The organism is Lysinibacillus sp. 1 U-2021 (assembly GCF_029916965.1).
GTDB classification, from domain to species: domain Bacteria; phylum Bacillota; class Bacilli; order Bacillales_A; family Planococcaceae; genus Lysinibacillus; species Lysinibacillus capsici.
Genome location: NZ_CP123966.1, coordinates 240,140 through 261,284 on the forward strand (window position 1 = coordinate 240,140; position 21,145 = coordinate 261,284).

The 21,145-nt window shown below is 40.1% G+C and carries 20 protein-coding genes; 2 read left to right on the top strand and 18 right to left on the bottom strand.

Features of this window, described 5'->3' with window-relative positions; translation table 11 throughout:
• Positions 1–17: 17 nt before the first annotated feature.
• Entirely contained in the window at positions 18–800 is a 783-nt protein-coding gene (locus tag QH639_RS01245; protein ID WP_054550238.1) for a TrmB family transcriptional regulator, read from the bottom strand.
• 125 nt (positions 801–925) lie between these two features.
• On the opposite strand from QH639_RS01245, the gene QH639_RS01250 reads away from it, so the two are divergent.
• Positions 926–1,696: a TSUP family transporter gene (locus QH639_RS01250; protein WP_048393079.1), complete on the top strand. Its 771-nt coding sequence runs from the start codon at positions 926–928 to the stop codon at positions 1,694–1,696.
• Positions 1,697–1,736: 40 nt separating this feature from the next.
• On the opposite strand, the gene panF is transcribed toward QH639_RS01250, so the two are convergent.
• From panF to QH639_RS01330, 16 genes are all read right to left on the bottom strand, one after another.
• Entirely contained in the window at positions 1,737–3,182 is a 1,446-nt protein-coding gene (gene panF / locus QH639_RS01255; protein WP_281115559.1) for a sodium/pantothenate symporter, read from the bottom strand.
• Positions 3,182–3,445, bottom strand: coding sequence for a YhdT family protein (locus tag QH639_RS01260; protein WP_004227902.1), 264 nt, complete (start codon positions 3,443–3,445; stop codon positions 3,182–3,184). Before QH639_RS01260 ends, panF begins: the two co-directional genes overlap by 1 nt.
• Positions 3,446–3,675: 230 nt before the next feature.
• Entirely contained in the window at positions 3,676–4,230 is a 555-nt protein-coding gene (locus QH639_RS01265; RefSeq protein WP_281115560.1) for a short-chain dehydrogenase, read from the bottom strand.
• Between the two features lie 64 nt (positions 4,231–4,294).
• Positions 4,295–5,770 carry a class I adenylate-forming enzyme family protein gene (locus tag QH639_RS01270; protein WP_281115561.1) on the bottom strand — a complete coding sequence of 492 codons (1,476 nt, stop codon included), beginning with the start codon at positions 5,768–5,770 and terminating at the stop codon, positions 4,295–4,297.
• Positions 5,771–5,784: 14 nt separating this feature from the next.
• The gene (gene fabG, locus QH639_RS01275) at positions 5,785–6,516 is read right to left on the bottom strand and encodes a 3-oxoacyl-ACP reductase FabG (protein ID WP_281115562.1); all 732 of its coding nucleotides are present in this window, start codon (positions 6,514–6,516) and stop codon (positions 5,785–5,787) included.
• Positions 6,500–7,411: an intracellular short-chain-length polyhydroxyalkanoate depolymerase gene (phaZ, locus tag QH639_RS01280; RefSeq protein ID WP_281115563.1), complete on the bottom strand. Its 912-nt coding sequence runs from the start codon at positions 7,409–7,411 to the stop codon at positions 6,500–6,502. The genes fabG and phaZ overlap by 17 nt, the downstream gene beginning before the upstream one ends.
• 12 nt (positions 7,412–7,423) lie before the next feature.
• On the bottom strand, positions 7,424–8,428 hold the full coding sequence (locus QH639_RS01285) for a 3-oxoacyl-ACP synthase (RefSeq protein WP_281115564.1): 1,005 nt from the start codon (positions 8,426–8,428) through the stop codon (positions 7,424–7,426).
• Positions 8,425–9,441 carry a branched-chain amino acid ABC transporter permease gene (locus QH639_RS01290; protein WP_281115565.1) on the bottom strand — a complete coding sequence of 339 codons (1,017 nt, stop codon included), beginning with the start codon at positions 9,439–9,441 and terminating at the stop codon, positions 8,425–8,427. Before QH639_RS01290 ends, QH639_RS01285 begins: the two co-directional genes overlap by 4 nt.
• Positions 9,438–10,310, bottom strand: coding sequence for a branched-chain amino acid ABC transporter permease (locus tag QH639_RS01295; RefSeq protein ID WP_004227888.1), 873 nt, complete (start codon positions 10,308–10,310; stop codon positions 9,438–9,440). The genes QH639_RS01290 and QH639_RS01295 overlap by 4 nt, the downstream gene beginning before the upstream one ends.
• Before the next feature lie 16 nt (positions 10,311–10,326).
• Positions 10,327–11,034: an ABC transporter ATP-binding protein gene (locus QH639_RS01300; RefSeq protein WP_131520137.1), complete on the bottom strand. Its 708-nt coding sequence runs from the start codon at positions 11,032–11,034 to the stop codon at positions 10,327–10,329.
• Complete coding sequence (locus QH639_RS01305) at positions 11,009–11,785, bottom strand: ABC transporter ATP-binding protein (protein ID WP_279495157.1); 777 nt, start codon at positions 11,783–11,785, stop codon at positions 11,009–11,011. Before QH639_RS01305 ends, QH639_RS01300 begins: the two co-directional genes overlap by 26 nt.
• Positions 11,786–11,845: 60 nt before the next feature.
• Entirely contained in the window at positions 11,846–13,081 is a 1,236-nt protein-coding gene (locus QH639_RS01310) for a substrate-binding domain-containing protein (protein WP_103118210.1), read from the bottom strand.
• 434 nt (positions 13,082–13,515) lie between these two features.
• Complete coding sequence (locus QH639_RS01315; protein WP_131520134.1) at positions 13,516–14,049, bottom strand: GNAT family N-acetyltransferase; 534 nt, start codon at positions 14,047–14,049, stop codon at positions 13,516–13,518.
• Between the two features lies 1 nt (position 14,050).
• On the bottom strand, positions 14,051–14,869 hold the full coding sequence (locus tag QH639_RS01320) for an alpha/beta fold hydrolase (protein WP_281115566.1): 819 nt from the start codon (positions 14,867–14,869) through the stop codon (positions 14,051–14,053).
• A 194-nt stretch (positions 14,870–15,063) separates the two neighbouring features.
• A complete protein-coding gene (locus tag QH639_RS01325; RefSeq protein WP_281115567.1) occupies positions 15,064–18,252 on the bottom strand; it encodes a winged helix-turn-helix domain-containing protein in 3,189 nt (1,062 codons plus the stop codon).
• 482 nt (positions 18,253–18,734) lie between these two features.
• The gene (locus QH639_RS01330; RefSeq protein ID WP_259419492.1) at positions 18,735–19,715 is read right to left on the bottom strand and encodes a diaminopimelate dehydrogenase; all 981 of its coding nucleotides are present in this window, start codon (positions 19,713–19,715) and stop codon (positions 18,735–18,737) included.
• A gap of 283 nt (positions 19,716–19,998) precedes the next feature.
• Here QH639_RS01330 and QH639_RS01335 point away from each other — a divergent pair, with 283 nt between their 5' ends.
• Positions 19,999–20,310 carry a hypothetical protein gene (locus QH639_RS01335; protein WP_131520130.1) on the top strand — a complete coding sequence of 104 codons (312 nt, stop codon included), beginning with the start codon at positions 19,999–20,001 and terminating at the stop codon, positions 20,308–20,310.
• A gap of 95 nt (positions 20,311–20,405) precedes the next feature.
• Here the strand turns inward: QH639_RS01335 and yeiL are convergent, their stop codons facing one another.
• Complete coding sequence (gene yeiL, locus QH639_RS01340) at positions 20,406–21,068, bottom strand: transcriptional regulator YeiL (RefSeq protein WP_281115568.1); 663 nt, start codon at positions 21,066–21,068, stop codon at positions 20,406–20,408.
• Positions 21,069–21,145: the final 77 nt, after the last annotated feature.

Here is a 21,145-nt window from a genome sequence, read left to right on the forward strand (position 1 = left end):
TCCCCTTCCTTATACGACTATTCTAAGAAAAAAGCTTTACGCTCCTTAGCAATCCAGTCTTCTAACTCCTGATCATCACGTTTTACTAACCGATTGATGAGCACATCATGCCATATATAATCCTCTAACAAATAAATATGAACCGGATCATTGGTGATAAAGGCCGTCTCTTGGGTAGATGGAGAATGACCATAAATCATTTCCTGACCATCTATCGATAAGATAAACCAATGCGGTGTAGACGCTTTTTTTGTATAATGTGTGGCTCTATGCTGGTCAATTGAGGCGAGATGCTCTCCTACATACAACGTAATGCCATGAACAGGAACATGCAGCGCCACCTCTTGCAAATCTTCACGTAAGGCATCATACATATCTTCCCACATCGACAGCATCACTTTTTTCTTCGCCTTCTTTAGAAGTGACTGACAATAGTTGATAATGGATTCCTTGCCCTTCAGCATGACCACTTTAGGCTCAGCTTCCTGTACTTTTTCCTCTAATTTCTCTAATTTCCCGCTTATAGACGTAAAATTCGACTCCCAGCGCTGTTGCATTTGCTGTAAGAACACAGACACAGGCATTGCCGAATAGGTCGTTTGTTCTGCGGTCTCTTCTTTTAACACGATGCCCTTTTCTACAAGGATATTTAAAATATCATACACTCTTGCACGTGGTATGCCAGAATTTTTACTTACCTGATAGGCACTGACATGACTTTGCTGAACAAGTGCCGTATAGGCCTTTGCTTCATATTCTGTAAAACCCATTTCTTTCAGCTGGGTGATTAATTCCTCCATGTAATCCCTCCATTATCTTTATTATAGGCTACCAATGTGAAGATTTGCCAATGAAAAAATGGGGTTTACAGCGCAAATAAATTTAGTTACTATTTCAGTAGTAACTAATTATAAAGAGGTGTCATATGTTGTTTGAAATCGATGTACATATTCTCATACTATTAATTTCTTTTGGATTTCTGGCGGCTTTTGTTGACTCAGTAGTGGGAGGGGGCGGTTTAATTTCACTACCAGCCTTACTATTTGTTGGGCTCAATCCAGCTGCTGCGGTTGCCACGAACAAACTAGCAGGAGCTATGGGCTCGCTCACTTCCTCTATTTCTTTCTATCGTTCTGGCCAGCTGGACATTCGCTCTGTCCTCAAATATTTTCCACTAGCATTTATCGGATCATTATGTGGTGCTTGGACTGTGCATCTGATTAATCCAGCATTACTAAAGCCATTAATGCTTGTTATGCTGGCGGCTGTTGGGGTATATACGATCTTTAAAAAGGATTGGGGTGCCGTCTCTACCGTAAAAAATCTATCTAAAAAACATTTGTTTTTATTTATGCTGCTATTATTTGCTATTGGTTTTTATGATGGATTTCTTGGTCCTGGGACAGGGTCGTTTTTAATCTTTAGCTTCTTACTGGTAGGCTTTGATTTTTTAAAGGCGGCTGGTAATGCAAAGTTTTTAAATTTGGCAAGTAATGTGGCTGGTGTTTGTATGTTTGCTTACTTAGGTCAAATTCATTATGTTTATGGTCTAGTCATGGGCATTGCGCAAATTGGTGGGGCTATGCTTGGCTCACGGATGGCAATCAAGAAAGGAAGTGGCTTTGTCCGCACGCTATTTATTGTCGTTACAATGACATTACTTGCGAAAAATGCCTATGATTTTATGATGCATTAAAATAAACGCCACAGAATTTGAAATCTGTGGCGTTTTGGCGTTAAATCATAAGCTTTTCGTTTTTAAATTTATGACTAGTGGACAAACTGACAATCACAAAAATAAAGAAGGATGCGACAATTGGTATCGTGACTGTATGCATACCAAAGACGGAAGGATAAAACCGATCAATCATAATATACAACAACATGCCTGAAATCATTGACGCAATCGCTCCGTATTTATTCGCTTTTTTCCAATACAATCCTAAAACGACTGTCCAAATAAAGACAGCCTCTAGTCCACCGAAGGCAAATAAGTTCAACCACACTAATAAATCAGGTGGATTGAGTGCAAAGATGACAACGGCTAGGCCAATGACTGTTGTTACAAGAAAGCTTGCACGCTTTATCTCTGCATCACTAGCTTTCGGCTTCATATAATTTAAATAGATGTCTTTGACAACTGTAGAGCTGACAAGCATTAGTAAAGCATTAACCGTAGACATTGTCGCAGCCATTGGTGCAGCTAAAACGATTCCTGCTAAAAATGGCGGTAATACCTTCAATGTCAGGAGCGGCATGACTTTATCACCAATCTCAATGCCCGGTAAGACAGGTCGGGCTAACACCCCAATTAAATGCATGCCAAACATGATTGTCCCTATGGCAATCGTGCCAATAAGAATCGCTTGATGCATACTTTTGGAATCCTTATAGCTCATCGCACGAACCGCAATTTGCGGAAGTCCTACAACCCCTACACCAATGAGAATCCAAAATGTTGAGACATACAGAGGCGTTAAATCTCCTTGTGCGCCAAATGGTGACACAAAGTCAGGATTTTCTGCAACCAGTGAGGCCATTATATTGTCGATGCCTCCACCTGCCACAATGGTGCCGATTAATAAAATAACTGTACCAATCACCATAATTGAACCTTGGACCGTATCTGTAAGTGCTACAGCACGGAAGCCTCCAATAATCACATATACTAACACGGAAATCGCAAAAATAAACAGTGCTGCTGTGTAGCTTAAGCCAGTTAATGACTCAATTAAGCGTGCACCCCCAACCCATTGAGCCATCATAGCCGAAAATAAGAAAACAATGATGCTAATGGCTGATAAAATAACAATGACATGGCTTTTGTAGCGCTCACGTAAAAAGTCGATTAACGTAATGGCCTGGTAACGACGAGCAATAATGGCGAATTTTTTCCCTAAAATCATGAGTACAAAATAACCTGCTGGTAGCTGAGCCATTGCCAGTAATACCCACCCAAGTCCTTTTGTATAGGCTACACCCGGTCCTCCGATAAAACTACTCGCACTGCCATATGTAGCAATCATCGTCATCGCAAGGATAAAACCGCCCATTTCACGACCACCAAGGAAATACTCCTGCAGGAATGAATTAGAGGAGCGGACATGCTTATTGGCCCAAATACCGATTCCAAAAATAATAATTAAAAATAATAGCAATGGAAATACAACTTGCCAATGCATTAGCGATCCACCTCCTCATCATCGAATGGTACCTCTTTGAAAAAGAGTTTCATCACAATCCAGATAAGAAGGATCATAAAGCCTGTCCCAGCGATACAGCTATAGAAAAACCAGGCAGGAAAACCGAATACATACGTATAATTTCTTGGATCTCCTGAACCTAATCCATAGGCAAAGCCAAACCAAATCGCAAAGTTGACAAGGACAAGTCCAATCCCGATAAGCGCCTCTCGATGCGCTATTTTAAAGCGTTGATCTTTCACATGTAATCCCCCTAACCTACTCTATTTTACTGATATGTCGGTCTGATGGGAAGAGATGTGAGTAAATAAGGATAAGTTATATGGAAAATGTAAGGAGAAAAAAGTTGCCTGATCCTGACGTTTTTCACACAAACCTAACTATTCCTCACAATTATGTAGACATCTAAAACAAACTGATAATGGCAATAAATAAAAACCTTCGTCCATTTAGTTAGACGAAGGTTAGTTAGTTATAACGGTCGCTTTCCCCAAGGTTGTAGCGCTCCGACGATATGAATAGGTTGATCCTGTTGAATAGCAGCAACGACACCTTGCGATATTTCCTCATGCGTAAGCCATCTCGCATGACCCTCTTCCATCATAAAACGTAGCTGGATTTGCCTGTATTGCGAACGAGCAGGGAGCTTCAATTTCTCTTGGACTTCACTTAAATTCGCCTTACTCCCCAACACATGAAACAGTTTCCATTCCCCGTTATTCTCTCTTGAAATTACATTGGTGATGTTCTCTAATGTAGTGTCCGCATAGGAATGAATCCAAGCAACGACCAATTGAATGGGCCCATTATGCGTGAGTGTTTCTTCTAGCTTCTCTTTTAATAAAGCTGTATCACAATAATCAACTAAAATCGGCGTTAGAAGAGCGGGTTTGGTTGTTCTATTTCGCAAATCTTCCATTCGATGGGCACTACGTCCAATTACTGAGACATGGTAACCATTATTCACTAACCAAAGGGAAGTATCAGCCAACATCCCTGTTCCACCAATAACTAATGCGTGAGCCATTTATGTGTCCCTCTTTTATTTTCGGATTTAGAAAGAAGAGCGTTTCTTCCTTCTCTCATGATACTTAACAGATAGATGGGTCGACAAGCCTATACAATGCCTTTTTATCGATTTTACCAACGCTTGTTTTCGGTAGTTCGTCTAAGAAAATCATTTGTTTTGGAATCTTATAACGTCCTAATTGTTGATGACATAGCTCATTAAGATCATCTACTAGAGAGGCTACTTGGTGGGGACAAACAATAAAAGCTGTCACGATCTCACCCCAATAGTCATCACCTACACCAATCACAGCCACCTCCCGCACATCTGGATGCTGTAGTAAACATTGCTCCACTTCCTGAGGATAGATATTTTCACCACCTGAAATAATCATTTCTTTTCTACGCCCAACAATATAAAAATCGCCCTCCGCATCCATCATCGCTAAATCCCCAGTTTTCAACCAGCCATCTTGCAGGATATTGGCGGTTTCTTGCTTGTTATTCCAGTAAAAGCGAAACATATGCTTCCCTCTTACCAATAGCTCTCCTACTTCTCCAGGTGCACAACTTTTTCCTGTAAGATTGATGATTTTAGCTTCATTAAATTGCATGCTCTTCCCGACAGCCCCTTTTTTTGCATAGGCACGATCTCGGTCAATATAAAAATTATTGGGTCCTGCTTCTGTTAATCCATATCCCTCTTTAAAAAATAATCCCTTATTATAAAAAGCATCGTAAATAGGATGAGGGCAAGGGGCACCGCCAGATAAAAATACCTTCATGGAAGGAAATTGATTTTCCTGAAAATACTTCGTAGCAATCATTGCTTGATACATGGTTGGCACAAAAAGAGAAATTGTTGTTTGATATTGGTTTGTTGCTTGCAGTGCATCTTCCGCATCAAATTTATCGCCAATAATGACGGTTCCTCCCGCCATCAGTAAGGGAATGCATAAAGCATTTAAGCCACCAGTATGAAACATTGGCATATAATTTAATGTGCGATCTTGAGCATGTAAACCCCAGCTAATAATAGTATTCATGGCATTCCAATTGACAGACTGAAAGGATAACACTACCCCCTTTGGCTGACCCGTCGTGCCTCCTGTATAAATCATTAACCATGGATCATTCACATCCACGTCTTGCCTACTTGGTTGTATCTCCTTCTCATGCTGGCTAACATGAAGTGAAAACATATTTTCTAAAACTAAGGGACAATGACTATCCTCTTCGTATAATAGGATAGCAGGGGTTGCATCCTCTAAAATTTGTGTGAGCTCCTCCCTGCTTAAGCGCCAATTTAACGGCACATAAATAAGCCCACGTAGCCCACAGGCAAATAAAACAGCAAACAATTGGATATGATTTTTCGCAAAAACAGCGACTCTACTTCCTTTTTGTAGCTGCTGCCGTTCGAAAAATTGACTCCATTTGCCAATTTCCTCAGATAATTGCTGGTAGGTCCATTGTTCCTTTGATGTTAAATTAATCAAGGCGATGTGGTGAGGTGTTAAAGCTGCACGTTTTAAAATCCATTCTTGCTCAACAAACATCTTGACTCCCCCCATCACATCATAATTGCGCCATCCACATGCAGCGTATGCCCATGAACATAGGAGGCCTCATCAGATGCTAAAAATAAATAGGCATTGGCAATATCACGTGGTGTCCCTAAGCGTTGTAGGGGGACGATTGATCGCATTTGAGCTAAAATATTTTCAGGCATTTTTTTGACCATATCTGTTTCTGTAAAGCCAGGTGCCACTGCATTAACATTAATGCCCTTACGCCCTAATTCCTTCGCCCATGTTTTTGTCATACCAACAATCGCTGCTTTTGTCGCTGCATAATTGGTTTGACCAACATTGCCATATACCCCACTAACTGAGGATGTATTGATAATTTTGCCTCCACCTGCTGCCACCATATAGGGAATGACCTCCTGTGTACAATGGAAGACACCTGTCAAATTGACATCTAGCACCTGCTGAAATTGATCCTCCGTCATTTTTGTCAGCATCGCGTCTCTTGTAATCCCCGCATTATTCACTAAAATATCAATGCGTCCTGCCTGTTTGATCACTGCTGTCACCAGCTGTTTAACGCTCTCTCTACTTGCAACATCTACTTGTATAAATACTGTATTTTCGCCTAGTTGTTGTGCTGCTAGAATGCCTGCTTTATCGTCAAAATCGGCGATAAACACCCATGCCCCCTCCTCGATAAAACGCTCAGCAGCCGCATAGCCAATACCATTTGCAGCGCCTGTAATGATTGCCACTTTATTGTTCAAACGCATACTGTCTTCCTCCAATTTCTAAAAAGGCTTCAATTTCAGCTGTCAATTGTGCTAAATCATCGACCAAAGGCGAATGCCCACAATCTTTTAGGCTTACAAACTGTGCTGTTTTGCCTAAATCATGTAATATCTCTGCATTCATTTCCTCTGTAATCACCAAATCACGATCCCCTCGGAGCACTAAAATTGGGATATGAAGCAACATGGCCTCCCGAGAGCCTTTTGCCACCTCATTGTCAACAGCGCTTATATTAAATGTATTGAGTGCATGATATACTTCTGCTAAATTGCGCTGTGTAAGCATATCCTCTACATATTCTTGATATTTTCCTTCGTTTGGTCGATGATGCGTATAAATTAATGCATTCCATATAGACTGTAAGCCTTCCAAATTTTTTGCATCGTAGAAGCCTTGAATAAGCTTTGTTTTGGATGTATCCACCAATACCTCCTCATAATGATAGGCTCGCTTAAAGGAGGCTGGATTGCCTGTTCCTAAATCCGTGTAAAATGGATAACCACGTGTAGAAGCAGACGCAAGTAAAATTAGTCGTTGACAGTGTCCTGGATAATTTGCTACAAACTGCATAGAGACAGCTCCACCTGTTGACCAGCCAATCATATCAAAGCTTTGCAGTTGCAGTGCATCCACAAATAGTTTGACATCATCACTAAAATCTTTAATAGCAGTGATTGGCTTAAGATAGGATGATTCACCAAAACCACGTAAATCTATCGCGTAAATGGTGTATTTCTCGTCTAAAGCATCCATCAGAATATCCCAATGCTTCGAAGATGTCATATTACCATGTACCAACACTAAAGGATGACCTCCACCTGATCGCTTGCGATAGGCCATTGTTTCTCCATTTGCTAGTTGAATCGTTTTTACCATGCCATTTCCCCCTTATCCCCAACGTATTGTGATAGCTCCCCATACATAGCCAATGCCAGCACTAACAAGCGTCACAATATCGCCTGCTTGAATTTGGTTTTGCTCCTGTGCTAGTTGTAGAGACAAAATTTGATCAATCTGACCAATATGTCCATAGTCTTGCAAATAAATAGACTGCTCCTGCAGTAAGCCAAGCTCCGTTAAAATATAATCATGTGCAGATCTTTTCATATGCAACATCGCTAAATAGTTTAGCTGATCGTCACTGTATCCACTTTTCGCTAAAGAACTGCGAATGACCTTCAAAAAATTGCTTAAAGATTTTTGTTCTAGCCGCTCCTTCATCCCAATGGGGTCCAAAACGTCAAGCTTATATAAATTTTCGGTTAAATGGGTTGGGGTTAATGGATTTTTCGTTCCCCCAACTGGCACAACTACATCCTCTGAGAAAGAACCATCCGTTATAATGTCTGCCTCTAATAGCAGATTTTTTTCATAGTTTTTTTGTAATAACATGGCGCCTCCACCAGCCGCTAAATTGTACATAAAGCGCGTTCGTGGATTGCTATAATCGATAAAATCAACATTGCGATAACCACCTGCTAACAGAATAGTTCGTATCGTGTCATCTGAGGCCATTAGGCTTTTCGCCACTTTCAACGCCATGATTGTAGTGCCGCAGCGTAATTGCACATCAAATGCCCATGCATTAACTGCACCAAGCTCCTCCTGCATTTTAATAGAAGCTGTCCAGAGTGGATATTCCTTATGTTCCTCCCCCATATAGATAACAACATCAATATCCTTAGGGTCTATATTTGCTTTTTGAATCGCCTCCTGTGCTGCCCAGATACCCATTTGCACGGTATGATCAGACTTATCAGGAATTGGCTTTTCATGGATGCCCATTTTTTGACGGATAATGGCCTCAGGAATATTGGAAAGAGTCGCCATTTCCTGTGATGTCATCTTCTGTTGAGGTAGATAAATACCCGTACTAACAATGCCAATTGTCATTCAAATCGCTCCTTTTCCTGAGGCAAGGGACCTGTCGTTTTTCGTTGCTTTAGCCTCCCTCGCCACTTCCAAAAGAGCAATCTTAATGAGCCAATAATACCTTTTGGGAAGAAGATAACGGCTAAAATATAGAGAATCCCGAAGAAGATAATCCAACGTTCGAAAATAGGATAATCTCGTGCAAGCCCCGACAGTGCATGTTGCGCATATTCAATGACCGCCGAGCCTAATAACGGCCCCACTAAAGTACCAACTCCACCGATAATCGTCATTAACAATGCATCCAGCGTAATATCCATGGCCATCACACTCGTGTTAACGAAGCGCAATGACACTGCATATAAGGAGCCAGCAAAACTTGCTACAATGCCTGCCACAACTGAGGCAATGACTTTATAATGCAACGTATTAAAGCCTAATGAATTCGTCCGCTGTTCATTTTCACGAACGGCAATTAAAATACGGCCTGTTGGTGAATTAACAAAGCGGTAGAGCGCCAAAAAGATGACAACCAAGCTTGCTAGCACAAAGAAATAGAAGGTCATTCGATCTCTAAATAGATCAGGTGCTCTGAATGTAAAGCCATCATTGCCATACGTAACAGAGCGCCACTTTTCAGCTAAGACTAAAAATAACCCCGAAAAGGCTAGCGTCAGCATCGCAAAAAAATGACTTTTTAAGCGTAAGGTTAATAAACCTACTAAAAAGCTAATGAAGCCTGCTAGTATCATCCCAATCACGATGGACAGTACAAAGATCAAGAGTGTGTGATCCATCTGCTTAAGCATGACTGCTGTTGTGTAGGCACCTATGCCGAAGAACATGGCGTGCCCAAAGGAGACGATGCCTGTATAGCCTAGTAAAATATCATAGCTCATTGCCAATATCCCAAAAATAAAGATTTGTGTGAGTAAAATAAGTAGTGTCCTTGAATCATTGACAAAAGGAAGGATAATAAAAATGATAAGTAACAGGATAAAAGCGAAAGCGCGTAAAGATATTTTGTTGTTCATGATGTCCGCTCCTTTCGCATCGCAAACAGCCCCTGAGGACGGAAAATTAAAACGATGGCCATTAAAATCATATTGACCGCCAATGACAGCACAGGGACATAATAAGCCATAAAGCTACCTGCTAGCCCTACTAAAATCGCTGCAAGCAAGGAGCCGGAAAAACTACCCATACCGCCAATTACCACAACAATAAAGCCTAAAATGGCATACTCCATGCCCATTTCCGCATAAATCACACCTGAATAGGGAGCCATCAACATCCCACTAAGTGCCGCCAGAGCAGCGCCCACCATAAAGACGTATAAAAATACACGCTTAATATGAATACCGAGAGCCTGCGCCATTTCCTTATCCTGCACCCCAGCCCGAACGATCAAGCCAATCTTCGTACGCTTCAGCATGTATTGGAAAATACCAAAAATCACAAACCCTATGACAATAATAAATAAACGATATTTAATGATGATCACATCACCAATTTCCCAGCTTCCTGCTAAATAACTTGGTGTTTTTACTGCCACCCCATTTGGTCCAAAGACCACCTTAATAAGCTCCTGCAAAACGAGCATCAGCCCTAAGGTAATTAAAATTTGCTGAATATGATTGCCGTAAACAGGCGTAATAATGAATTTCTCTGTCAGCAGTCCAAGCAACGCTCCAGTCACAATCGCGCCTATAATCCCAACGATAAAACTTTCTGTCAACATATAGGTAAAGATGCCCGCATAGGCCCCCCAAACAAATAGCCCACCATGCGCAAAATTCAATACATCCATTAAACCGAAAATTAATGTCAAACCAGCTGCTAGCAGAAAAATTAACATCCCAGTGGCCAAGCCATTAATGATTAAATTGACCAATAGCTCCAATGATAGTCACCCCCCTCTATCCAATGCCAAGATACTTGCGTTTTAGCTCTTCATCATCAATCAAATCCTGCATATTGCCCGAATTTACAGTTCTACCATCATCGATTAATGTATAGGTATCACCAATTCGACTAGCCATTATAAAGTTTTGCTCCACTAGCACAATGGACGTTTTCTTTTTCATTTCCACAATTGCTTCCATCACTTTTTCCACAACTATCGGAGCAAGTCCCTTGGAAGGCTCATCTATCAATATTAATTGGCTATCATGGATAAAGGCTCTAGCCATGGACAGCATTTGCTTTTGACCACCGGATAAATGCCCACCAGCCTTTTTCCAAAACTTCTTTAAGTCAGGAAACAGCTCTAGCACATATTGCTGTCGCTCTAATGTGGCTGTATCCTCCTTGCGCATCGCTACCTTCATGTTTTCCTCTACCGTTAAATCTGCAAAAATCCCTTGATTTTCAGGTACATAGCCGATTCCTAATTTCGCCACCTTATAGGTTGGACTTTTTTTAATCGATTGGGAGCAAAAGGCAATGTCACCCTTTGTTGCAGGCGTTAAACCCATTATTGTTTTCAGGGTGGTCGTTTTCCCTGCGCCATTGCGTCCGAGCAGTACAGTAACCTGCCCCTCCTTCGCTTCAAAATTAACGCCCTGCAAAATATGATATTGACCAATGTGCGTGTGAACCTCATTTAATGTCAGTAAGGTGGTCATCATACAGCCCTCCTAAATATGCATGTTGCACAGTATCATTATTCATAATTTCTTCTGGTGAGCCATCTGCCAATAGCTGACCATTGAACAACACCATAATAGAATCCGATAAATCCAAAATCATATCCATTTTGTGTTCAATGAGCAAAATGGTTTTATCCCCCTGCTGTTTTATGCTTCGAATAATTTCTAAAATCGTAGGTACTTCCTCTAATGACATCCCTGCAGTTGGTTCATCGAGCAGTAGAATTTCTGTATCTAACGCGAGTAGCATGGCAATCTCAAGCTTTCTTTTCTCTCCATGGGATAGCATTGTTGTCAGGGCATCTCGTTTATTGTCGAGTAACACAAGTGCCAATAACTCCTCCGCTTTGTCCGTAATCGCCTGATAGCTTTTGTAATGGCGGAATAGCTGATAACGAATTCTCTCCTTGGATTGGACGGCTAAACGAACATTTTCGAGAACCGTTAAGTTTGGAAAAACATTGGTAATCTGAAAAGATCGTCCCAATCCCATTCGAGTTCTTTCAATGGCCGACTTTTGTGCAAGTGATTGCCCTTTAAAATAAACATCACCCGTAGTTGGCTTTAGCTCACCACTAATCAAATTAAAGAAGGTTGTTTTCCCAGCACCATTCGGCCCAATAATGGACTTTAAATGCTTCTCAGGCATTTGAAAATTAACGCCATCTACAGCCGTATGTCCCCCAAAACGAATTGTTAAATTATCTGTATATAATATAGGCTCCATTCTCTACTCCCTTCCTTCTCACATTTATGTAGAGAGACAGCTATGCTGCCTCTCAATTCTTTAATTCATAACGGGAGGTGCTGTCTCTTCAGGACTAAGCTCCCGAATAAGTACTGGTACTGGATAATCCACACCATCTTGTTGCTCTAAGCGAATCGAATACATGGATTGTAGAGCCTGGTGATCCTCTTCACGGAATGTCATTGTCCCTTTTGGTGTTTCAAAGGACATACCTTCCATAACGTCGATTAACTTGTTGGCGTCTGCATCCCCATCCGATTGTTTCAATGCCTCCACAATAGCAATCGCCGCAGACATGCCGCCAGGCGTAAATAAGTCGGGCACTTCATTGAAACGTTTTTGATGTTCATCTACTAACCATTGATTGACATCATTTTGAGGAAGTGTATGATAATACACCGAGAAGCCTTCCATCCCAACCAATGGATTCATAAATTGAAGCGCAATAATATCCGGTGCACCCGTCGAAATTTTAATGCCCTTTTCTTGAATTTTAAGATCTGCAATTTGATTCCATGGTGAATTTGCTCCTGCCCAAACCACAAACAAATAGTCTGGCTTCGCATCAATCACTTTTTGCAAATTGGACGTAAAATCTGTTGCAGCAGGATCTGCATACTCCTCTAGTACAATTTCAGCCCCTAATTTCTCCGCTGCTGTTTTAAAGGCATTCACACCATCCCAGCCAAACGAATAATCTGGCGCAAATGTAGCAATCTTCACACCTTTGCCTGCAATAGCCGCTGCCGCTGCATAGGCATCCTGTGATGAATTACGACCTGTTCGGAAAATATACTCATTGAACTCTGAACCTGTAATACTGTCAGCCACTGCAGGCTCTACCACCATAATTTTTTCATACTCCTCGGCAAGCGGTAGAACAGCGAGCGTATCACCCGAGCTTGAAGAGCCGACTAAAAAATCAACCTGATCATCTTCTAAAAGCTTTGTCGCTTTTTGTACAGCCACCTCGGGCTTTGTTTCGGTATCCTCATATACAATTTCTATTTTCTTACCATTGACCTCCATCGTGCCGCCTGTTGCATACTCAATTCCTAAATCAAATCCTCGCTGCGTCTGCTTCCCATATGACTCAAGCGCCCCAGTTAACGATGCAAGCACACCAATCTTAATTGTGCCGCCTTCCGCAGTAACCGCCTTCGTCTCCCCATCAGAAGAATCCGCTTCCGTTGCGCCGTCTTTCGTATCCCCATTACAAGCCACCAACACCACAGCCAACATCACTAAAAGAAACCAATACCACTGCTTCCTCATCCCATATCCCCCTTCAAAATAAGCTCCCTAGAAAGCGCTTTCTTGCTATGCCAACACTATATAAAAATTCAGTTACAAATTAGTTACAAGCTAGATGGCTCAAATATGAGCCACCTAGCTCTGTCCCGAAAGTGTAGCGAAGCGTAACGACAGGAACAAAAGATTTTAAGATTAGGCCATTTCGTGCAGAGCATTTTTCTGTCCCGAAAATGAAACGAAGCAGAATGGCAACTAAAACAACATTTCTTAAAACAAAAAGCAAGAATGTTTAGAAATCAACATTCTTGCTTTTTAGAGTTCACATCTATTTTTTCTTATAATTCATTTCTCATTCCCAACTGCATTTGATTGCATTGATACATCGGATTCTTATTGCACTTTTCCTTCTGCATAGCTTTATACCCCTAAATAAAGATGACTTTTAATCGTACCCTTCATGATGACCATTCCTGTTTCAACATACTATACAATAATGAATCTCGCCAAACACCATCTTTCATTAACATGTTTTCACGTAATATTCCTTCCTTTGACATTCCTATTTTCTCTAATACTTTGGATGATCCAATATTTCGAGGGTCGCAGGTTGCATAAATACGATGGAGCTTTAATGTTTCAAAGCCGAAAGTGATCAATAATTTAGCACTCAGCGTCGCTACTCCCTTACCCCAATAATCAGGGTTTACAATATAGCCAATTTCCCCGACTTTATTTGTAAAATCCTTAATCATTATTTCTACCGCACCTATTAATGTTTCTTGATGAATAATAGCAAAAACATATCGTTCTCTTGGTGTTTGTGTCGCTTCAGCGAGGGCATCCTGAATGAATTCTTTTGTATCCTCTTCTGAATTCGGACCCCATGTTTGATACCTACAAACAATCTCTTGGGAGGCATATTTATGCACATCAACCCAGTCTTGCTGCCTGAATTCTCTTAAAAATAATTTATCATTTGCAAGTATCACTTTAATCCATCGCTCCCTCTACACGATTCAACCATTCATTCATCAGCTCGGTAAACAATTCAGGTTGCTCGATCTGCAAATTGTGACCTGCTCTATCTAAAATGGCAAAGCTTGCTCTGGGAAACTTCCCTAGAAGTGAAAACGCGTCCTTGTAGCCAACCACAGAATCTTGTTTACCAAGCAAAAAGAGACTTGGCTTATCAAAGGACTTTTCGTCAACGGCAAAGGAAAATCCGTAGCTTTGCTGAATTTTTTCTAAAAATGCCTGATCCGCTAGATTACACCCTGCCAACACCTCTGTTGAATAACGCTCCCAATTATAGGCATCTAAGACAACTTGATTAGCCATAAAATCATCTTGCTCCTGCTGACTTAATGTTGATAAAAAAGCCGTATCTGCTTGTACAATACAATGCGGTGGTACTGTACGTTGTTCTTTTTCAGGAATGATGAGAGGACAAATAAAGGCAGTACCTAAAAGTTGATCCACTGATTTCCTCATAATACCACGCGCTAAATAGCCGCCATAAGATTCACCAACTAACAAGTATGATTCTTCCGGAATAATTGTGTGTATCAATTCGATAATCGCTTCTAGCATTTCATCCGAGTTCTGAATCGATGAATAGTCTGTTGTCTTCCCCATTCCGGGAAGATCCACATAAATACGTTTCCATCCTTCACGTTCTTTAAATACAGGCTCCATACAGCCCTTCATCAAACGATGATCAGGAGAAAAACCATGAAGCATGATGATAGGTACCCCTGTTCCAATCATTTCATAGTAAATATTCGCTTTACTTGTCTGACAAAATGGCATTGTTGTTCCTCCAAATAGGTTACATTTTTTTATCGTTTATATATGTGGGAGCTGGTTAACACGGTTTATGAGCATGTCTACCCTCACTTAGCGCGCTTTGACTACTCTTAGGAGTGCCTCTCCCCTCAATTAGGAGCACTTTCATATTACTTAGGAGCAGTTCGAATCACTTCGCTTAGCCTAAACAACACTGGCTAACCCATTATTAAGTCATAGACTGACATGGTGGATTCCATCGGGGTTGTGTTAAGCTCTTGTTGTAATTGCTGGACACATTTTTCATACCATTTTAAGGCCAGGGAGCGGTTTTGGAGTTGATAGTGGCTGTACATGAGCAGGCGATACGCTTCCTCCCAGAGTGCATCCTCGCGTAGCATCTTCTCTGCGAAAAAAATGGCTTTTTTATATTGCTGTTGCCTTGTTGCATTTTGTGCCAATCGTTCCAAAACTTCTATATATAAAAATTGTAGCTTTTCACGGTCCTGTGTAAGCCAGTCGATTTGCTTTTTTTCTGCATAGAGCACGTCCGTATAGCTCGCTTCTGCTAATAAGAGCCACTCATTGGACAGCTGTGGATCAAATTCGTCCATTCCTAAGCTGTAATAATAGTGAAAGCGTTCGATATCCATTTGGAGAAAAGCAATATTTTGTAACTGATACATATTATTTTTCCGTTGAATGAAAAAGCTCTCTTGTCTCGCATGTCGTTGTGGCTCCAACACTTTGAGCAACGTATTTAACACCACCTTAAAATCACGATCCAAGGACTCGACACTACGATCGGGCCATAATGCCTGTGCTATTTCTTCCTTTGGTGTAAAGCGATGGCGATGGCAGTAAAGATACACGAATAATTCCTTGGATTTATCACGTTGCCATTCTTTGTCTTCCAGCTTTCGTTGTGTACGAATTAAATTTAAACTTCCAAAAAGATTCATTTGTATTTCATCATGCGGATAACTAATGCTATCCTCGACCTGAAAATGATTTTGCAATGCTAATATAGCTGGATGCACCATCTGGCATTTTTGACTAAATTGCAATAGCTCGTAAAAAACCATTCGATTGCTCGGACCAAGTATCGTTGGCCTCTGTAAGAAGTATTCATAGCCATTTGAGACACATAGTTGTGCAAACTGTTGAAAATACTGTTGAAACGGCTTCTTATTACACTCTTTCAGGGCAATCATTGATTGATAAAATAACACATGCATCAAGCCATTGCGATCACCGCACTCCTGAAATAGTTGCTGTGTCTTCTTTAATAATTGCTTCGCTCGCCCTATTTCTTGCTCAGAAAGTATTATTTTTACTTCTGCTAAAAGAATAAGCGCTGTCATCCAAGCATCTTGAACTTGCTCAGTTTCCTGTAAGCCCAGTGCTAAGTATTTCTTAGCCGCTACCATATCTCCTAACGAATGTTTGACAATGGCTAACCCCATATATGGCTCCGCCTTCACACGAGAAATATTAATAGCATTCATGAGGGTCAATGCTTTTTCATAGGCTTGACATGCCCCCTGATGATCTGGGAAATCCACTAACAGCAGGGCATGAGCCTTTCTGATATAGCCAACCGCCTCTATGAAAATAGACTTCTCTTTTATTCCTCTTCGAATGCCATGTTGGGCAGCATACCAGGCTTCTTTGCCCTGACCTAACAATGCATAAACGAAAGCTGCCAGCAATTCACTTTCTCGATGAGTTGCAACAAGCTGAGGCGGTAATTCAAGTCGCTGCGCTAATAACTCTTGGGCTTCCTGTAGTTGTCCTGTTCGAAGTAAAACACGCACATCGACATTCGCTCGTTGTATGACATTCTCTGGCAATGCAACGTCCTCCATAAAGAGCTGTGCACCCTTGGCCTTCCCTAGATTCACTAAATTTTCAGCATATTGCCGTTGTAGTTCTAGTAATTCCTCTTTGTGCAATGGTGTATATTTCGCTAGCTCTAATGCTTTCTCAAGATATGGCTCCGCTAAAGCAGGTTGAATGGTGTCTAAGTAAATATGGGCTATCCCAGCTTGAGACTTTGTCATAAATAGGTGATCACGCTGCTGCCGAGCGATGATTGCACATTTTTCATAGGATTGTTTTGCTTTCTCATAATAAGCTCGGTAGCGATGACATTCGCCCTCAAAATAGTATAATTTATAAAATTTATCTTTTTCCTGTGCACTAAACCGATTGATTTTTTCGAGCAACCATTCAAATTGACCAGCATGTACGATTGATGCTGCATGAAGCTGTAGTAGCTCTCCACAAAAGTGATGATCATTTGTTTTAAAGGCATGATACAGGACAGCTTGAATATTTTGAAGTTCTCCATAATACAATGCTGCTTGTTTATGAAGATCCGCATGTAGACTTGGAAACTGTCGCCATTTCATTCCTAAAAATCGACTAAACAAAGCATGAAAACGATAGTAGCCATCTGTTGTCACAGGTTGAATAAATAAATGACGCTGAGTTAATGCATTCAGCATTTGCGCGATCTCAGCGCCATAAAACGCTTCCAATAGCTCCACAGAAAAGGTAGGAAAAATCGCTAATTTTAAGATAGTCTCTTGCTCAGTAGCAGTCATCCTACTATAAACTTCCTCTGATAAATATGTGAATAGCTCATTTGTGGGAATCCTCAGCCAATGATCTAACGAAGCATGATGCCATTGCTCTGCCAATAAAGAGACACTAATGGCCCAGCCTTCAGTGATCTCTAATACCTTTTTAATTTCAGCCTCGGATAAATGTACATCTACGTATTCTTCAAAAAACACCGCAATTTCCTCAGCCGAAAATGCTAGTTCGTCCTCTTTCATAACCAGCCATCTTTTTTGCAGCCTTAGTTTCCTCATAATATCCCAATTGGGTAGTGTTCTTGAAGCAATAATAAAATGAATGCTAGGTGGAGCAAATTCAATAATTTTTTCCATGAAATAATTAATAGGAAAAACATGGTCTACTAGGTGAAAGTCATCTATCACGATAAGAAGAGACTCGTCTATATCACAGAGGCAATTGATAAATAGCTTATACCAACGATTGAGCTCATCCATTTTAGGAAAGCGTGATAATTGATCCCACCCATCAAATGTATGACCAAATTTCGGTATGACACGCTGTATACTGAAAATGAGATGTCTCAAAAAGGGTAATAAATTATCATCTTCATCAGAAATACCATACCAAGAAAATGTACTTGATTCGGTTGCAAGAAATTGAGTTAGAATGGTTGTTTTACCATACCCAGCACCGCTATGCAAAAAAGTACAAGTATGGTGACGACTTTTCTTTAGCGTTCGCATTAGTGTTGCTCTATTAATACAATGCGTGGATGGATTGGGCGCCATACATTTTGATTGAATAATAATATCTGCTGTCATCTAAACATAACCTCCATATTTTGTAAGGTTACAAAAATTTCTACAAAAATTCAGATTATTAAATTATTGACAGTTTACCATATTTTTTATGTATTTTTATAGATTTTATCCCCATTTTTTGTTTGAGGGATGGAAGTAGAATTTAGTTGGTATTTTCTCCCTAATTTTAGTATCCAGTTATATTACTAAAATTTAGAAGGAAAGTGGCTAAATGAACCGTCTTTAAATATAGAGATTATACGAGTTCCGATTATAATAGACATTAAATTAAACTGCTTTACCGAGCGAATGAATTTGAGTGAAGTATGGATATGTGGTTATTGCAATTCCAAAAGACTTAGTACCATTTATGAAAGAAAATTTAACAGTGGCAACTAGAAAGGCTATTCTTGCTATAAAGGAAGCATTATTTTTAGCAAAAAGTTAGACTCAAAAAAATTCCCGATTATCAACTCAATGATAATCGGGACCATTAGCTACAATTATAGTAATTCTTTACGTAATTCAGCAGCTGATTTTGGCGAAAGCAGGCTGTATGGGATATCAAATACTGTTTTCGCCCCTTTATCACCTGCTTGACTTAAACGGTGTGCTGCACGTGCATAAGCCACTAATACGCTAGATGTAAAGTTTGGATTACTGTCCAGTTTTAATGAGAATTCGAGAATTTGTTTATCGTTTGCACCACTGTCACCACTGCGAATGACAAAACCACCATGTGGCATACCAGTATGATTTGCTTTAAATTCATCTTCAGAAATGAAGTTCACTGTTGTGTCATATTCATCGAAATAGTTAGGCATTGTGACAATTTCTTGTTCAACCTTTGTTGCATCTGCACCTTCTTCTAATACAACCCAACATTCACGTGCATGTTTTTCACGTGTTGTTAGTTCAGGGTTTTCACCGTTACGAACTCGTTCTACCGCTTCTTTAATCGGTAATGTGTATTGAACAGCATTTTTTACGCCTTCAATACGACGAACAGCATCTGAATGTCCCTGACTTAGGCCATCGCCCCAGAATGTATATGTTGTACCAACTGGTAATACCGATTCTCCAAGTAGACGATTTAAAGAGAATAGACCTGGATCCCAACCAACTGAGATAACAGATACTTTACCAGATTTTTGTGCCGCTGCATCTACAGCATCGAAAAATTCAGGAATTTTCGCATGTGTATCGAAGCTATCAATTGTATTAAACCATTGTGCAAAATGTGGACCTTGCTCTGGTAAATCTGTTGCAGAACCGCCACATAAAATCATAACATCAATGTCGTTTTGGAATTTTTCAGCGTCATCTACTAAATATACGCTTGCATTGCTTGCTACGTTTACTGTTGAAGGATCACGTCGTGTGAACACTGCTACTAATTCCATATCTGGATTTTGTGAAATGGCATACTCCACACCACGTCCTAAATTTCCATATCCTACAATACCTACTCGAATTGCACTCATTAAAAATTCCTCCTAACGATTTCGCGACTTTGTGAAAACTTTCACGTTAAATCTAATTACAATAATACTTCGTGTTAGAAAAATTCACAATAGTTTGAGTATGAGTTTTTAAAAAGAATTTATATCAGTTTTCTATGGTTTTTATCCCATAATGGTATGAATACGGTTACAAATCACTAAATTTTCCATGAACCTTAAAGTTATTGTAAAAGCCTTGTAAATAACGGCTATTTTCCCACCTAGTCTTGTACAATAACTGTAACGACAAAAGGGGGCATGTTGAATGAAAAGTACTGGTTACTCATCAAGGACAGCATTGGCACAAGGAGAACTACTTGCATTCCATATGACACAAAACTCAATGAACAAGCATAGTGAATCGATACAAAGTGGCAGTAAGCAACAAGGAGATTTTCCAACAAATAATCATTTATGTATCGGTGTTTTACCTTTTGACGTTTTAGAAAACATCCCTGACCTCTCCATCCAAAAAAACAAGGTAAATGAAGTGGACTTTTACCATAGTGGTAAGGATATCGCTCGCTGGTTAATTAAAAAAAGTGAATACAACAAAAAAGGATTTGACTTCATTTAAAGAAGTCAAATCCTTTTTAATTTATAACTTATAAAATTGAATTAATTCCCTCAGCTGATCTGCACTAATAGGCAACCTTTATGGAATGGTTGTTTTCATAGTATTTCCTGTGCAAGCTGTGCGAGACGGTTTTTATCAATAATTTGGTAGCCTGTCTTACGCTTTTCCAATATCCTCTCTTCACAAAACTGTGCCAAAACATATAGTAAATGGCGATAAGAGACCCCTAAATATTCGCAGATTTCCGTATGTTTTTCCTTGTAGACACCTTGGTCGGCTGATAATAGGATAAAGGCTGCTAAGCGATTTTCCAGCGGATAGGCCTGATTTTGTGTATATTTAGATGTCATTTTTGTCGCTTTTTCCCCTAAAAATACACAAAGTCTACGTAAAAACAAAGCATCCGCAAGTAACTTCTCCTTACATGACTGTGTAATCGAATAGCAAATTGTTTTGGTGACGGTTTGTATCCCCTTTGTATACCTAGCCTCATTTAACAATTCAATTTCCCCCATAAAAAGAGGAGCTTCTAGGTATTCAATAAGTGAAACCTTCCCATTTTTATGTGTCATATAGAGCTTCGCCTTTCCTTCTATCATGTAATACACGGTGTCTGGAAAGGAGCCTTCCTGGAAGATCCACTCCCCCTTGTCAAACTGGCGGACTTCTAAATAGGGATTGATATCAAATGAGAAAAAATCATCGATCGGATATTTTTCAAGATAATGGGTACGGGCTTCAGCTGTTAAAATATGCATTTTTTACTCTCTCCTATAAAAAATATGAGATATCTCACATTATTGTAGCGATGAACATGCTATTATTCAACATAGTT

Coding starts and splice junctions, on each gene's coding strand:
- yeiL (WP_281115568.1), bottom strand. CDS start 21,068: ATGCATATTTTAACAGCTGAAGCCCGTACCCATTATCTTGAAAAATAT.
- QH639_RS01330 (WP_259419492.1), bottom strand. CDS start 19,715: ATGAGTGCAATTCGAGTAGGTATTGTAGGATATGGAAATTTAGGACGT.
- QH639_RS01245 (WP_054550238.1), bottom strand. CDS start 800: ATGGAGGAATTAATCACCCAGCTGAAAGAAATGGGTTTTACAGAATAT.
- QH639_RS01325 (WP_281115567.1), bottom strand. CDS start 18,252: ATGACAGCAGATATTATTATTCAATCAAAATGTATGGCGCCCAATCCA.
- QH639_RS01300 (WP_131520137.1), bottom strand. CDS start 11,034: ATGACCACCTTACTGACATTAAATGAGGTTCACACGCACATTGGTCAA.
- QH639_RS01290 (WP_281115565.1), bottom strand. CDS start 9,441: ATGAACAACAAAATATCTTTACGCGCTTTCGCTTTTATCCTGTTACTT.
- fabG (WP_281115562.1), bottom strand. CDS start 6,516: ATGCGTTTGAACAATAAAGTGGCAATCATTACAGGCGCTGCAAATGGT.
- QH639_RS01285 (WP_281115564.1), bottom strand. CDS start 8,428: ATGACAATTGGCATTGTTAGTACGGGTATTTATCTACCTCAACAGAAG.
- QH639_RS01320 (WP_281115566.1), bottom strand. CDS start 14,869: ATGCCATTTTGTCAGACAAGTAAAGCGAATATTTACTATGAAATGATT.
- QH639_RS01250 (WP_048393079.1), top strand. CDS start 926: ATGTTGTTTGAAATCGATGTACATATTCTCATACTATTAATTTCTTTT.
- QH639_RS01335 (WP_131520130.1), top strand. CDS start 19,999: ATGAAAAGTACTGGTTACTCATCAAGGACAGCATTGGCACAAGGAGAA.
- QH639_RS01305 (WP_279495157.1), bottom strand. CDS start 11,785: ATGGAGCCTATATTATATACAGATAATTTAACAATTCGTTTTGGGGGA.
- phaZ (WP_281115563.1), bottom strand. CDS start 7,411: ATGGTAAAAACGATTCAACTAGCAAATGGAGAAACAATGGCCTATCGC.
- QH639_RS01310 (WP_103118210.1), bottom strand. CDS start 13,081: ATGAGGAAGCAGTGGTATTGGTTTCTTTTAGTGATGTTGGCTGTGGTG.
- QH639_RS01270 (WP_281115561.1), bottom strand. CDS start 5,770: ATGTTTGTTGAGCAAGAATGGATTTTAAAACGTGCAGCTTTAACACCT.
- panF (WP_281115559.1), bottom strand. CDS start 3,182: ATGCATTGGCAAGTTGTATTTCCATTGCTATTATTTTTAATTATTATT.
- QH639_RS01265 (WP_281115560.1), bottom strand. CDS start 4,230: ATGGCTCACGCATTAGTTATTGGTGGAACAGGGATGTTGGCTGATACT.